11 protein-coding genes and 1 pseudogene are annotated in these 14,044 nt (G+C 59.5%); 11 read left to right on the forward strand and 1 reads right to left on the reverse strand.

Translation table 11 applies throughout. The features are described from left to right. Window positions 1–11: 11 nt before the first annotated feature. From H097_RS13590 to H097_RS13605, 4 genes are all read left to right on the forward strand, one after another. Window positions 12–2,555 carry a fimbria/pilus outer membrane usher protein gene (locus tag H097_RS13590; protein ID WP_050593356.1) on the forward strand — a complete coding sequence of 848 codons (2,544 nt, stop codon included), beginning with the start codon at window positions 12–14 and terminating at the stop codon, window positions 2,553–2,555. A 56-nt stretch (window positions 2,556–2,611) separates the two neighbouring features. Further along, window positions 2,612–3,616: a fimbrial protein gene (locus H097_RS13595; protein WP_032860326.1), complete on the forward strand. Its 1,005-nt coding sequence runs from the start codon at window positions 2,612–2,614 to the stop codon at window positions 3,614–3,616. Between the two features lie 307 nt (window positions 3,617–3,923). Further along, a complete protein-coding gene (locus tag H097_RS13600; protein ID WP_032860327.1) occupies window positions 3,924–4,412 on the forward strand; it encodes a DUF4019 domain-containing protein in 489 nt (162 codons plus the stop codon). 214 nt (window positions 4,413–4,626) lie between these two features. Beyond that, window positions 4,627–4,881 carry a DUF2790 domain-containing protein gene (locus tag H097_RS13605; protein ID WP_032860328.1) on the forward strand — a complete coding sequence of 85 codons (255 nt, stop codon included), beginning with the start codon at window positions 4,627–4,629 and terminating at the stop codon, window positions 4,879–4,881. A gap of 9 nt (window positions 4,882–4,890) precedes the next feature. On the opposite strand, the gene H097_RS13610 is transcribed toward H097_RS13605, so the two are convergent. Beyond that, window positions 4,891–5,805 carry a tyrosine-type recombinase/integrase gene (locus H097_RS13610; RefSeq protein ID WP_032860329.1) on the reverse strand — a complete coding sequence of 305 codons (915 nt, stop codon included), beginning with the start codon at window positions 5,803–5,805 and terminating at the stop codon, window positions 4,891–4,893. Window positions 5,806–6,341: 536 nt separating this feature from the next. Here H097_RS13610 and arnC point away from each other — a divergent pair. The 7 genes and pseudogenes from arnC to H097_RS13645 all read left to right on the forward strand — a co-directional run bounded on the left by arnC (window position 6,342) and on the right by H097_RS13645 (window position 14,043). Further along, a pseudogene (arnC, locus tag H097_RS13615) lies at window positions 6,342–7,383 on the forward strand (undecaprenyl-phosphate 4-deoxy-4-formamido-L-arabinose transferase). Next, window positions 7,380–9,383, forward strand: a complete 2,004-nt coding sequence (arnA, locus tag H097_RS13620; RefSeq protein ID WP_032860331.1) for a bifunctional UDP-4-amino-4-deoxy-L-arabinose formyltransferase/UDP-glucuronic acid oxidase ArnA — start codon at window positions 7,380–7,382, stop codon at window positions 9,381–9,383. The pseudogene arnC and the gene arnA overlap by 4 nt, the downstream one beginning before the upstream one ends. Continuing rightward, complete coding sequence (arnD, locus tag H097_RS13625) at window positions 9,383–10,267, forward strand: 4-deoxy-4-formamido-L-arabinose-phosphoundecaprenol deformylase (RefSeq protein WP_032860333.1); 885 nt, start codon at window positions 9,383–9,385, stop codon at window positions 10,265–10,267. Before arnA ends, arnD begins: the two co-directional genes overlap by 1 nt. Further along, entirely contained in the window at window positions 10,264–11,919 is a 1,656-nt protein-coding gene (gene arnT / locus H097_RS13630; RefSeq protein ID WP_032860335.1) for a lipid IV(A) 4-amino-4-deoxy-L-arabinosyltransferase, read from the forward strand. Before arnD ends, arnT begins: the two co-directional genes overlap by 4 nt. Further along, window positions 11,916–12,263, forward strand: a complete 348-nt coding sequence (arnE, locus tag H097_RS13635) for a 4-amino-4-deoxy-L-arabinose-phosphoundecaprenol flippase subunit ArnE (protein WP_032860337.1) — start codon at window positions 11,916–11,918, stop codon at window positions 12,261–12,263. The genes arnT and arnE overlap by 4 nt, the downstream gene beginning before the upstream one ends. Continuing rightward, the gene (gene arnF / locus H097_RS13640) at window positions 12,260–12,673 is read left to right on the forward strand and encodes a 4-amino-4-deoxy-L-arabinose-phosphoundecaprenol flippase subunit ArnF (RefSeq protein ID WP_032860338.1); all 414 of its coding nucleotides are present in this window, start codon (window positions 12,260–12,262) and stop codon (window positions 12,671–12,673) included. Before arnE ends, arnF begins: the two co-directional genes overlap by 4 nt. Beyond that, window positions 12,670–14,043: a UDP-glucose/GDP-mannose dehydrogenase family protein gene (locus H097_RS13645; protein WP_032860339.1), complete on the forward strand. Its 1,374-nt coding sequence runs from the start codon at window positions 12,670–12,672 to the stop codon at window positions 14,041–14,043. The genes arnF and H097_RS13645 overlap by 4 nt, the downstream gene beginning before the upstream one ends. Window position 14,044: the final 1 nt, after the last annotated feature.

Here is a 14,044-nt window from a genome sequence, read left to right on the forward strand (position 1 = left end):
ACAGGCTGATCATGAAAGACCTCATTCGCCCTGTGTCCTACGCAGGGCTTGGATCCCTTTGCGCGCAGGGTTTAGCGGGAGTCCTGCTCAGCTTATGCACACTGGCTCACGCCGAAGAAGTGCAGTTCAACGAAGCCTTTTTGCCGGCAGGATCGCGTGGCCTGGACCTGTCGCTGTATCAGAAAAACAATCCGGTGCTGGCGGGCATTTACCGTGCAGATGTGACGCTCAATGGCCAATTGGTCAGCCGTCAGGAAATCCGCATCAATGCCGACAAGAACGGCGGCAACCCGGTCGTGTGCATCAATCGCAAATTACTCGAGTTAGCCGGGGTCGATATGAATCGCTTGTCAGCGGATGCCACGTTGGCGCTCGACAGTGTCGACACATGCCCAGCAATGGCCGAATTGATCGAGAATGCCACGGCCAGTTTCATTCCGGCGACCCAGGTGCTCGACCTGAGCGTTCCACAAGTCGCGTTGCGCCTGAACCCACGCGGTTACGTCGGCCCGGAATTGTGGGACCGCGGGGTTACGGCTGGGACCCTGGGCTACAACTTCAACGCCAACCATAACCAGACGCGTGGCGGCAATTATGATTCTGCCTACCTCGGCTTGAACGCAGGCCTTAACCTGGGTGATTGGCGCTTGCGTCACAACGGTTCTCTGACGTGGCAGGGCCAGACCGGTCAGGACTATCAAAGCCTGAACACCTATGCTCAGCACGATGTCACCGCGCTCAAAAGCCAACTGACGCTGGGCGAATCCAACACCAGCGGCGAGATTTTCGATACGGTGGGCTTTAGTGGCCTGCAGCTGAATACCGACGACCGCATGTTCCCCGAATCCCAGCGCGGCTATGCGCCGGTGATTCGTGGCATTGCCCGCACGTCTGCGCGCGTGTCCATCCGCCAGAACGGCAACCTGTTGTACGAAACCATGGTGGCGCCGGGGGCGTTTGCGATCAACGACTTGTATTCGACGGGTTACGGCGGCGACTTGAGTGTCACGGTCACCGAAGCGGATGGCAGTACCCAAAGCTTTACCGTGCCTTACGCCCCGGTCAGCCAATTGCTGCGCCCAGGCACCCTGCGTTACAGCATGACGGCAGGGGAGACCCGCAACACTTTTGCGAGCCGCCAGGTTCGGTTGATGCAAGGCACCGTTCAATATGGCCTGAGCAACCTGTTCACCGGTTATGGCGGCATGCAAGCCAGCACCGACTATGGGGCTGCGCTGGCCGGGCTGGCAGTGGGCACTTCGTTTGGTTCGATGGCGCTTGACGTGACCCAGGCGCAGACGCGGCTGGCAACCGGCTCGGTCAATGGGCAAAGCGTGCGCCTGTCCTACAGCAAAGACATCACCCGCACCGGCACCCACTTCACCGTGGCCACTTACCGTTTTTCAACCAGCGGCTTCATGGACCTCAATACCGCCGTCCAGACGCTGGCTGCCCAGGAGGGCCAATACAGTGCCGTAGGTATCGCACACCCGCGCAGCCGCCTGTCATTGACGGCCAACCAGGACCTTGGCGACTGGGGCCAACTGGCCATCAGTGGCTTTACCCAGGATTACTGGACCCAGAGCGGCAGCGATGTGCAATACCAATTCAGCTACAACAAACAGTTGGGCAAGGTCAGCTATAACCTCAGCGCCAATCGCAGCCGGGTTGACGGAGGCGCCTTGCAGAACAACCTGTTGCTTACCATCAGCATGCCGCTGGATTTCGGCTCACCGGGCAATTCGCCGCAACTGTCCACGATGTTTGGTCGTAACACCGATGGCCGCTACAGCGAACAAGCGAGTCTCAGCGGCAGTGCCGGCGCAGACCGCCAGTACACCTACGGCGTGACTGCCGGCCATGACGGTGCCAGCGCCACCTCGACAGGTTCGGTGAATGGCCAGTACACCGGCAGCGATGCAGTGGTGGGGGCTTCCTACAGCCAGGGCGGTGGCTATAACAGCCTGTCATTAAGTGCCAATGGCTCGGTTGTGGCGCACCCGGGCGGCATCACGTTTACCCCGAATGCCGGTGAGACCATGGCGATTCTCAGCGCACCCGGCGCGGAAGGCGCCAAGGTGGTCGGCTATCCGGGGATCAAGCTCGATGATCGTGGTAACGCCGTGGTCACCTACTTACGGCCGTATGAGCTCAATGAGCTAGCCATCGACCCACTGGGAATTTCGCAAAGCATTGAGCTGAGTGAAACCAGCCAGCAAATCGCTCCACGGGCCGGCGCCGTCGTGATGGTCAAGTACGGCACACAACATGGCCAGGCGTGGTTGCTCACGGTGCGTCTGGAGGATGGCTCGCTGTTGCCCTTTGGCGCCACGGTGAGTGACGCTGCCGGCGGTTCCGTGGGTACGGTCGGGCAAGGTGGCCAGCTGTATGCACGGGTCAAGGAGGGCACATCACAGCTGTTGATCAATTGGGGGGCCGAGGCCGGTCAACAGTGTGTCGTCACGTTGCCAGCAAAGGTGGCTGATGATCCTGAATTGCATCCCACGGCGGTGCTGTGCACGCCGTCCGTCAAAATCGCGAAGGTAGCCCCATGAACACAAACAGAGCCCTGCGTGTTATCGCTGTTGGAATCGCTTTAGGGGGCAGCACAATGACCGTACACGCGGCTGGCACGTGCTATGTCCAAAATGCATTGGTCACGCCGGTCATGGCATTGAGGGCACAGAGCATCACCATCGGCCGTGATGTGCCAGTAGGTGCGGTGGTGTATCGACAGAAAATGGCTATCAATAATTTCGTCCAGTGCTACGCGACAGGTGGTCCCAGCTACGTCAAGTACGACCGGAGCATCAGCTATAGCAACACACCTGCATTGAGTTTGTGGGGCACTGGGGAGATGGCAGGTAAGGTCTACCAAACAGGCGTAAGCGGTTTGGGCGTGTTAATCAAAGGCGATCACGGAATCGCGCCTTATAGCAATTCCGCAATCTACGGTGTGCGCGAGGGTTCCGGTGGCCTGAACGCGGCAAATACGCTTGAACTGCAGCTCATCAAGACCGCTCCAACCGTTGCTGCAGGCACAGTCCAGGGTGCGTCTTTGCCGATAGCGCAATATGTTGCCAGTGTTGGCGGCGGTATGACTGCCGCCACGTTTCCTATTGCCAATGTGAGCATCACCGGCGCGTTGTCGATCGTTGCCCGAACTTGCCAGACCCCAAATGTCAACGTGCCCATGGGCACACATACGGTGGCTGAGTTCAATGGCGTAGGCACGGGTACAGCCTGGACCGATTTCACCCTGGCGCTCAACAACTGCCCGGCGTTCAACGGCGTCTACAGCAGCAGTGACGGCAGCGGGACGGCGAACAGCATCAAGTACCGTCTCGACCCGACTGCGGGGGTTGATGCCACCCAGCCAAATGTCTTGAAACTCAACCGTGGCACGCCTGAGGCTACGGGCGTGGGTATCCAGATTGCAGACAACCTGGGCACGCCGCTGGCTCTGCAAACGCTGTTGCCCAGCGGTATCGTACCCACGGCAGTCGAGGGCGCCAGCTACAGCATTGCGTTGAAGGCGCGCTACCTGCAAACCGCAGCGACCGTCAGGGGTGGGCCGGCCAATGCGGCCATGACCTTTACCATTGACTACCAATAAACCTTGGCGGGAAATCTCTTCTGTGGCAGTAGGGTTGTCGTTTGAGGAGAGAGGATGTCGGTGACGGGGTTATGGAACTGCTGTCTTATAGATACGTTATTTAACAGATGGGCGATTCAGGGTTTCGGCAGTTTAATCTTTGATTTAACATAATATACATTATGCGTAGTATCATATATCCCCACACCAGGCGTACCCCTGGAAAATCACGGACCATCCCCCTCGTATTTTCCCCCAGGCCAATGGCAACTCTTCCAATGCTCATCTTTACTCGTCCCAACGGATGTCGGGCCCCGGGAGGTTTTGCATGAAGCTATTTGCCGTCGTGTTGCTCAGCGCCGCGTTGCTCAGCGGTTGCGATGTCAGTTTCAACAAGAACACGCCCAGGGTCACGGCGTCCGATCCTGGTACGCAGCTACAGCAGCAACAGATATTCGATGCGGCATTGGCGTTTCTGGTTTTGCTTGATGCTGGTAAAGCTGACATGACCTGGTCCGTGGTCAGCCCGACGTTCCAGGCGAAAATCCCCGAGCCTGTCTGGGTCAATGGGCTCAAGGCCTTGCGTATTGGATTGGGTTCATTCAACAAGCGAGAACCCCTGGGCTTTGGTTTTACCGATCAGATGCCTGACGCACCTGCAGGACACTATGCAGTCATCGAGTTTGCCTCGACGTTTGCCACGACCGCCGTCAAGGAAAAAGTGATTTTGCGTGACGATGACGAACGCTGGGGAGTCGTCGGATATTTCGTGCATAAAAGCGTTACTTTTGGTGGTGATGACAAGAAGGCACCCTAACCCTTCATTTATTACCATTGAATATAACTAAACTAAATGATTGTTTAGTTTGGTTATATTAAGTATTGCCGAGCCGCCAGTAAATCGCAGCCACCCTGCCCCTATCGATTTAGCTGATTCACGCTATCGTCACGCATGCTTTCAGCCTCAGGCCACAGGCCTCGTAACATAACAACCATAGTCAGTCGCCACTGTCGTGGCGTTGGAGGTTGTCATGCGTTACCTGATTGTTGCCTTATTAAGCGTGTTCAGCACTTTGGCCTTGGCTCAGGGAGAAAGTGCCTCAAGTCCGGCTGTCCAGGCCTACGACTACTCCCAGAACCTGGATATCGCCAAGGTTGTGCAGATCAGCACCGACCCTTCTACCGAGTGTGGCCCGGTCAAAAGCCATATGGTCTACCTCGACAGCCAGGGCGTGCGCCATGGGTTGGACTACGTGCGCCTGAGTGATGCATGCCTGCAAGGCTGATTTGAAAAGTCACAGGTCAAACCGATCAATCGCCCGCCGCCGCTCGTTGTCATCACGCACATCGTAGCTGGCGGTGGTCTGGATATTAGTGTGGTGTGCCAGTTTCTGGGCGATCGACAGATCATGTTCCTCGATTACCCGGGTGATAAACGAGCGCCGGAAATCGTGGGGCATGATCTTCACTCCCACCTGTTCGCCGCGCTGGCGGGCGATGTAGTAAATCGCATGTTTGGTAATACGTTCGCGGGTGATATGGCTGCCCCGGCGGATGCGGTTGAACAGGAAGCTATCGTCCTGCTCTCCTTCCTTTAAGTGCTCACGGCGAAACTCCAGCCACGCCTGCAACTTGGCAAACGCCCAGGCCGGTGCGTACTTGACCAACTCTTTATTGCCCTTGCCGATCACCCGCAGGCTGCGCTCTTGAAAATTCACCTGGGCCAGGTCGAGGTTGACTGACTCCGACTTGCGCATTCCCGAGCCGTAGAGGATCCCGATCACTGCCGCATCCCGCAGGCCCTGCGGCCGGGGATCGGCGGCGCAGACGTCCATCAGTTCGCGGATCAAGGTGCGACGCAGGTTGCGTCCCTGGCTCAAGCGCGTGCCGGCGCTGGCCTTGACCGAACGCATTTTCAGCAAGTGTTCCTGGCTGATCAGGCTGATGCGCCAGGCTTCGTTCATCACCCCGCGCACGGCGTTGACGTACAGCGATGAGGTGTTGGGCGCGTACCCGTCTTCGCGCAATACGGCGACCAGCGCCATCACGTGTTCGGGCTGCAACAGATGCCAGTCGATATCTTCCAGATTGATCTCTTCGAAACCCAGGCGGTCGGCGGCATCCTGCAGCACGTAGCGCATGGTCAATTGGCTGGAAGGCGCCAGGCGTGAGAGATAAAGGGTCAGCGGGTTGCGGGAAATCTCAGTCAAAACAGATCGGCCTTGAGATTAAATAGTGATACTAAGCCTATGTTTAGTATCGATATTTAGTGGTTTGGCGAGCGTCGAGTCTAACGCAGGTCGGCGCTGTATACCAAACCAGGGCTCATCCTGCGCAGGCGCCTGCGGCCCTGCAACATTGCAGAATGCGGATTGAAAACCCGATTAATTCGCGGTGATCGCGCACTAAAACACTTACAGATAAGGATTACAGCGCAAACAGTTATCGTTTGTCTGTCTTCTTAATTGTCTAGCTGAACACTAGCTGTCTGCCCAACAAATAAACGAGTTTTTCATCCGCCTTTCATATTCGCTGGACAAATTTGCGCTTAACCTTGGCCCTAATACTTGAGGGTATGCCGCGTTTTGCTGACTAACCCGTTGATAATGCTTTACCTTTGGCGGTCATGGGCTTTACTGAGGATAGCTTTGCCATCGGCTGTTTTTTATTGCAGTGCCCGCACTTTCATCTGCTGTTTGTTGTCATCTCTACGCGCCAAGTTGCTCTAACCCGAGGTCATGAATCTTTGAAACCCTACCCTATTCATTGCGTGTCGATCGTTATCCCGGTCTACAACGAAGAACAGAGCCTGCCCGAGTTGCTGCGGCGCACCCGTGCTGCGTGCGAGCAGTTGGCCTATGAGTACGAAATCATCCTGGTGGACGACGGCAGCCGCGACAGTTCCGCGCAACTGCTGGAAGACGCGGCAAGCGAGCCCGGCAGCCACGTGGTCGCGGTGATCCTTAACCGCAACTACGGTCAGCACGCGGCAATCATGGCGGGCTTTGAGCAATGCCGGGGCGAGGTGGTGATTACCCTCGACGCCGATCTGCAAAACCCGCCGGAAGAAATTCCGCGCCTGGTCGAGCAAGCGGCCCTGGGCTACGACGTGGTTGCCACGGTGCGTAACAATCGCCAGGACTCGGCCTTTCGCCGCTGGCCTTCGCGCCTGATCAACCTGGCGGTGCAGCGCTCCACCGGCGTGGCCATGACTGACTATGGCTGCATGCTGCATGCTGCGTGCTTACCGGCGCACCATCGTCGACGCCATGCTCGCCTGCCGTGAACGCAGCACCTTTATCCCGATCCTGGCCAACGGCTTTGCGCGTCATACCACGGAGATCCTGGTACACCACGCCGAGCGCGAACATGGCGAATCCAAATACAGCGCCATGCGCCTGATCAGCCTGATGTTCGACCTGCTGACCTGCATGACCACCACGCCCTTGCGCCTGCTGTCCATCGTCGGTTTCAGCCTGGCGGCTTTGGGCATGCTGTTTGCGTTTGCCCTGATCGTCATGCGCCTGGTCTTCGGTGCCGATTGGGCCGGTGACGGCCTGTTCGTACTGTTTGCCGTGTTGTTTGTGTTTACCGGCGGCCAGTTCATCGGCATGGGCCTGTTGGGTGAATACCTGGGACGCATGTACAGCGATGTACGTGCCCGCCCACGTTTCTTTATTGAAAAGGTGCTGCGCAACGAGCCGGCAGCACCTGCACCGGTGGTCATCGTCGATGGCCTGCCCTCCTCCCCGTCTTCCACTTCCTCTTCCAGTCAGGTTTCGTCATGAGTTCAAAAGCTGTTGTCTTCGCTTACCACGACATTGGCTGTGCGGGCATTGAAGCCCTGCTCAATGCGGGTTACGAAATTGCTGCCGTGTTTACCCATGCTGATGATCCGAAGGAGAACACCTTCTACGGCTCGGTCGCTCAACTGTGCGCCCGCCACGGCATCCCGGTACACGCGCCAGAAGACGCCAACCACCCGCTGTGGGTCGAGCGTGTCGCCAAGCTGAACCCGGACTTCATCTTCTCCTTCTACTACCGCAATCTGCTGGGCGAGGCGCTGCTGGCTACCGCGCGCCAGGGCGCCTTCAACCTGCACGGTTCGCTGCTGCCTAAATACCGTGGTCGTGCCCCGGCCAACTGGGTGTTGGTCAACGGTGAAACCGAAACCGGCGTGACCCTGCACCGTATGGTCAAGCGTGCCGATGCCGGCGCGATCCTCGCCCAGCAAACAGTCATGATTGAGCGCAGCGACACCGGCCTGACGCTCCACGCCAAACTGCGTGAAGCGGCGACTCAGCTGTTGCGCGATGCGTTGCCGCAATTGGCCCAGGGCAAATTGAGCGAAACCGCCCAGGACGAAAGCCAGGCCACCTGCTTTGGCCGCCGCACACCGGCTGACGGCAAGCTGCACTGGCAAAAGCCCGCAGAGCAACTGTTCAACCTGGTACGCGCGGTTACCCAGCCGTACCCCGGCGCTTTTTGTGCAGTGGGCGAGCACAAGCTGATCGTGTGGCAAGCCGAAGTGGTCAAGGGCAACGAAGGCCAGGCGCCAGGCCGAGTGATCAGCGTCAACCCGCTGCGCATTGCCTGTGGTGAAGATTCCCTGGTCATCAACTTCGGCCAGCGCAACGACAATGGCCTGTACCTGACCGGCCCGGCCCTGGCCGACGAGTTGGGCCTGGTGGATGGCTCGATCCTGCGCGGCGCCGAGTCGGGCGGTAAACCGCGCCGCACCCGGGTGCTGATCCTGGGCGTCAACGGCTTTATCGGTAACCACTTGTCCGAGCGCCTGCTGCGTGATGATCGCTACGAAGTCTATGGCCTGGATATTGGCTCCGACGCCATCGACCGCCTGCGCAGCCATCCCAACTTCCATTATGTGGAAGGTGACATCAGCATTCACTCCGAGTGGATCGAGTACCACATCAAGAAATGCGACGTGGTCCTGCCGCTGGTGGCCATCGCCACGCCAATTGAATACACCCGTAACCCGTTGCGCGTGTTCGAGCTGGACTTCGAAGAAAACCTCAAGTTGGTGCGCTACTGCGTCAAGTACAACAAACGCGTGATTTTCCCTTCGACTTCCGAAGTCTACGGCATGTGCCAGGACCAGAACTTCGACGAAGACACTTCCAATCTGGTGGTCGGCCCGATCAACAAGCAGCGCTGGATCTATTCGGTGTCCAAGCAACTGCTGGACCGGGTGATCTGGGCCTACGGTGCCAAGGGCCTGAATTTCACCCTGTTCCGCCCGTTCAACTGGATGGGCCCGCGCCTGGACCGCCTGGACTCGGCGCGTATCGGCAGCTCCCGCGCGATTACTCAGTTGATCCTCAACCTGGTGGAAGGCACGCCGATCCGCCTGTTTGACGGCGGCGAGCAGAAACGCTGCTTCACCGACATTGCCGACGGTATCGAAGCCCTGGCGCGGATTATCGACAACGATAACGACGCGTGTAACGGCCAGATCATCAACATCGGTAACCCGGACAACGAAGCCAGCATCCGTCAGTTGGGCGAAGAGCTGCTGCGCCAGTTCGAGGCTCACCCGCTACGCGGCAACTTCCCGCCGTTTGCAGGCTTTCGCGAAGTGGAAAGCAAAGCGTTCTACGGCGCGGGCTACCAGGACGTGGCGCACCGCAAACCGAGCATTGCCAACGCCAAGCGCCTGCTGAACTGGGAGCCGAGCGTGGAAATGAGCGAGACCATCGGCAACACCCTGGACTTCTTCCTGCGTGAAGCGATGCTTGAAATCGCCCCGTCCAGCGAAGCAGGCGAATAATGAAGGCAGGTCTGCGCATCGACGTCGACACCTACCGGGGCACCCGCGATGGAGTGCCGCGGTTGCTGGAATTGTTGGATGAAGCGGGGATCAAGGCGACGTTTTTCTTCAGTGTCGGGCCGGACAATATGGGCCGCCACTTATGGCGCCTGATCCGTCCGCAGTTCCTGTGGAAAATGCTGCGCTCCAACGCGGCCGGCCTGTATGGCTGGGACATCCTGCTGGCCGGCACCGCCTGGCCGGGCAAACCCATTGGCCGCGACCTGGGGCACCTGATGCGCCACGCCAAGGCTGCCGGGCACGAAGTGGGCCTGCACGCCTGGGATCACCATGGCTGGCAGGCCAATGCCGGCCGCTGGAGCGATGCACAACTGGTGGCGCAGGTGCGCCGTGGGCTCGACACCCTGAGCGCAATCCTTGGCGAACCCGTGGACTGTTCCGCTGCCGCCGGCTGGCGTGCCGACGAGCGTGTGGTGCAGGCCAAGCAAGGCTTTGGCTTGCGCTACAACAGCGATTGTCGCGGCACCGGCCTGTTCCGTCCGATCCTCGCCGATGGCAGTGCCGGTACGCCACAGGTCCCGGTGGACTTGCCGACCTTCGACGAAGTGGTTGGGCCACAGGTGACGGCCAAGGACTTCAACGCATTCATTCTTGATCGGTTCACCGAATCGACACTCAACGTCTATACGATCCACGCAGAAGTAGAAGGGATTCTGATGGCCAATGAATTTCGCCAGTTGCTTGCCCAGGCCAGGCAGCGCGGCATCCAATTCCAGCCCCTGGGCAATTTGTTGCCGGCCGACCCGGCGAGCCTGCCCCAGGCGCATCTGACACGTGGCGTACTCAGTGGCCGCGAAGGCTGGCTGGGAGTACAAAAGGCATGATCCGACGTTGGGCGCTACCCCTGCTCCTGCTGGTTTTCGGCCTGTGTTACCTGCTGCCGATGGCCACCCATGGCCTGTGGATCCCGGATGAAAGCCGCTACGCGCAGATCAGCCAGGAAATGCTGCTGACCGGCAAATGGGCGTCACCGCACTTTATGGGCCTGCGTTATTTCGAAAAACCGGCGGCCGGTTATTGGATGATCGCCCTGGGCCAGGCCGTGTTCGGCCAGAACCTGTTCGGTGTGCGCGTGGCCTCGGCGCTGGCCACGGGCTTGAGCATCCTGTTGGTGTACTTCATGGCCCGGCGCCTGTGGAACGATCCACGCAAGAGCCTGGTGAGCGCTGTGCTGTACATGAGTTTTGTCAGTGTGGCGATGTCGGGTGGCTACGCCAACCTCGACCCGCAGTTCAGCTTCTGGGTCAACCTCAGCGGCGTAGCGTTATGGCTGTGTATCGACAGCCGCAGCCGGCGCGCCCGCCTGGGCGCCTGGGCATTGCTGGGCCTGGCCTGCGCCATGGGCTTCATGACCAAGGGATTCCTGGCGTGGCTGCTGCCGGTGTTGATCGCCCTGCCCTACATGGTCTGGCAAAAACGCTTTCGTGAGTTGCTGACCTATGGCGTGGTCGCGGTGGTGGTGGCGATTGTGGTCAGCCTGCCCTGGGCGCTGATGGTGCATGCCCAGGAGCCCGACTACTGGAACTTCTTTTTCTGGCACGAACACATCCAGCGGTTTGCCGGTGAAGATGCCCAGCACGAAGAAGCCTGGTGGTACTACTTGCCGTTGCTGGCCGCGTTCAGTCTGCCGTGGCTAGCGCTGTTGCCCTCTACCCTGAAACAGGCGTGGCAGGAAAAGCGCACGCACAAGACCGGCTTCCTGTTGTTGTGGCTGCTGATGCCCCTGGCGTTTTTCAGCCTGAGCAAGGGCAAGCTGCCGGCTTATATCCTGCCGTGCCTGTTGCCTTTGGCATTGCTGATGGGCCATACCCTGGCGGACACATTGGCCCAGGCCCGTGGCCGGGTGTTGCAAGTCAATGGCGGGCTCAACCTGATTCTCGGGGCGCTGGGGCTGCTGGCAATCGTGTATTTCCAGTTGAAGAAGCCGATTTTTGCCCACCAGCAGGAACTGTTGAGCCTGGTGCTGGTGTTTATCGTGCTGCTGGGCTGGATCATCGCCAACCTGCTGCAGGTAGCACGCCCGTTGCGTTTGTGGGCAGCGCCTGCCCTGGGCAGTTGGTTGCTGGTGGCCCTGGTGCCGGCGGCGTTGCCGCTCTCGGTGGTTTATAACAAGACCCCGGACCGGTTCATTATCGGCCACGCCGAAGAGCTGGCAGGCACCACCCGTTTACTGAGTAATGACCTGGGCGCCGCCTCGGCCCTGGCGTGGCGGCTCAAACGCCCGGACGTGACGCTGTACGACGCCCTGGGCGAAGTCAAATATGGCCTTGCCTACCCCGACAGCGTCAATCGCCGGGTCGACACCACGCAAGTCCAGCAGTGGATGAACGAGGCCCGCAAGCAGGGCTCGGTGGGCGTGGTGATGCGGGTAAAGGGCGAGAGTGAAGTGCGCGAAGTCGAGTTATTGCCAAAAGATGGCAAGCGCTATGAGCAAGGCAACATGGTGATCCTGGTGTTCCCACAGGTGGCGCCTTGATCACCCTGCTGCTGCTCCTGGCCGCGTGCCTGCTGACCTGCATGGGCCAGATCGCGCAAAAGTACGCCGTTGAAGGCTGGCGTGACCAACCTGCGGGCTGGGCCTTTAAACTGCGCTCGCCCTGGCTGTGGCTGGCCCTGTTATGCCTGGGGCTTGGCCTGCTGGTGTGGCTGCTGGTACTGCAGCGCCTGGAGGTGGGGATTGCCTACCCGATGCTCAGTCTTAACTTTGTGCTGATCACCCTGGTAGCGCGCTTCGTATTCCATGAACCGGTGGACCGTCGCCACTGGATCGGTGTGGCCCTGGTGATAGCCGGTGTGCTGCTGCTGGGTGGCCAGATATGAGCCGATTGCGTGGTTTCACCCTGGCGTTATCCAGCGTAGCGCTGGTCAGCGCGGCCCAGTTGGGTATGCGCTGGAGCATGACGCGCCTGCCATTACCTGCCGACTGGCTCACTGCCCTGGCCAGTGCCGCGGTGGATCCGCTGGCGCTGGGCGTGGTGGCCCTGGCGATTCTCGCCTACGCGCTATCGATGCTCTGCTGGCTCGGCGCGCTGCAGCATTTGCCACTGGGCCGCGCCTATTCGTTGCTGAGTATCAGCTACGTCCTGGTGTACCTACTGGCGGCCAGCCTGCCTGGTTTCCACGAACCCTTTTCACTGTCACGGACCTTGGGGGTGGCCCTGGTCATCCTCGGCGTCCTGACCATCAACTCTCGTCGTATCGGTAATACAAGCCCCAGGAATGTCCCATGAAAATCAGCGTATTTGGTAGTGGTTACGTTGGCCTGGTACAGGCCACCGTATTGGCCGAGATCGGTCACGATGTGATCTGCATGGACGTTGATGAAAGCAAGGTGCAACTGTTGCAACAGGGCCATGTGAGCATTTTCGAACCGGGGCTTACCAGTCTGGTCCGGGAAAACTTGGAAAACGGCCGGCTGACCTTTACCACCCAGGAAAAGCTCGCGGTCGAGCACGGTGAAGTGCTGTTTATCGCGGTCGGTACGCCCTCGGACGAGGACGGCTCGGCAGACTTGAAATACGTGCTGTCGGTGGGCGATGCGGTGGCCCGCCATCGTGTCGAGCCGGTGATCCTGGTGGAAAAGTCCACCGTACCGGTCGGCACCGGCGACACCCTGCGCGCCCATATCGACAAGGCCCTGGCCGGGCGCAAGCTGGTGTTCGATATTGTCTCCAACCCCGAATTCCTCAAGGAAGGCTCTGCCGTGGCCGACTGCCGGCGCCCCGACCGGATCATCATCGGCTGTGAGCGCGAAGAGGTGCGCGAGGTGATGCGTGACCTGTACGCGCCGTTCAATCGCAACCACGACCGCATCATTTTTATGGATGTGCGCAGTGCCGAGCTGACCAAGTACGCGGCCAACTGCATGCTGGCGACCAAGATCAGCTTTATCAACCAAATCGCCGAACTGGCCGAACACCTGGGCGCCGATATCGAGTCGGTGCGCCTGGGCATCGGTGCTGACTCGCGGATTGGCTACCACTTTATCTACCCTGGCTGCGGCTACGGTGGCTCGTGCTTTCCCAAGGACATGCGCGCCTTGATCCATAGCGCTCGGCAAGCCAACTGCTCCAGTGACCTGCTCGAGGCGGTGGAAGCCATCAACCAGCGGCAGAAAAGCAAACTGTTCGAACGGATCCGCGCGTTCTACAAAGGCGAACTGCGCGGCAAGACCTTCGCCTTGTGGGGCCTGGCGTTCAAGCCCAATACCGACGACATGCGCGATGCGCCCAGCCGCGTGCTGATGGAATCGCTGTGGGCCGCCGGGGCCAATGTGCGGGCCTTCGATCCCGAAGCCATGCAGGAAACCCAGAAGCTGTATGGCGATGATCCGCGCTTGATGCTGATGGGTACCCCTGAGTCGACCCTGGGCGGCGCCGATGCCTTGATCGTTTGCACCGAGTGGCAGCAATTCAAGGCGCCGGATTTCGACCTGCTGCACGCACGCCTCAAGGCGCCGGTGATCTTTGACGGACGTAACCTGTATGACGCCGAGCGCCTGGCGCGCAAGGGCTTCCATTACTTCCCGATGGGTCGTGGGCAGTCCTGTGACTTGCCGATCCCCCAGCAACAGTGGCTACCACGGTTGCTGGAGGCCTGAG

Source organism: Pseudomonas sp. FH4 (genome assembly GCF_000510915.2).
GTDB classification, from domain to species: domain Bacteria; phylum Pseudomonadota; class Gammaproteobacteria; order Pseudomonadales; family Pseudomonadaceae; genus Aquipseudomonas; species Aquipseudomonas brenneri.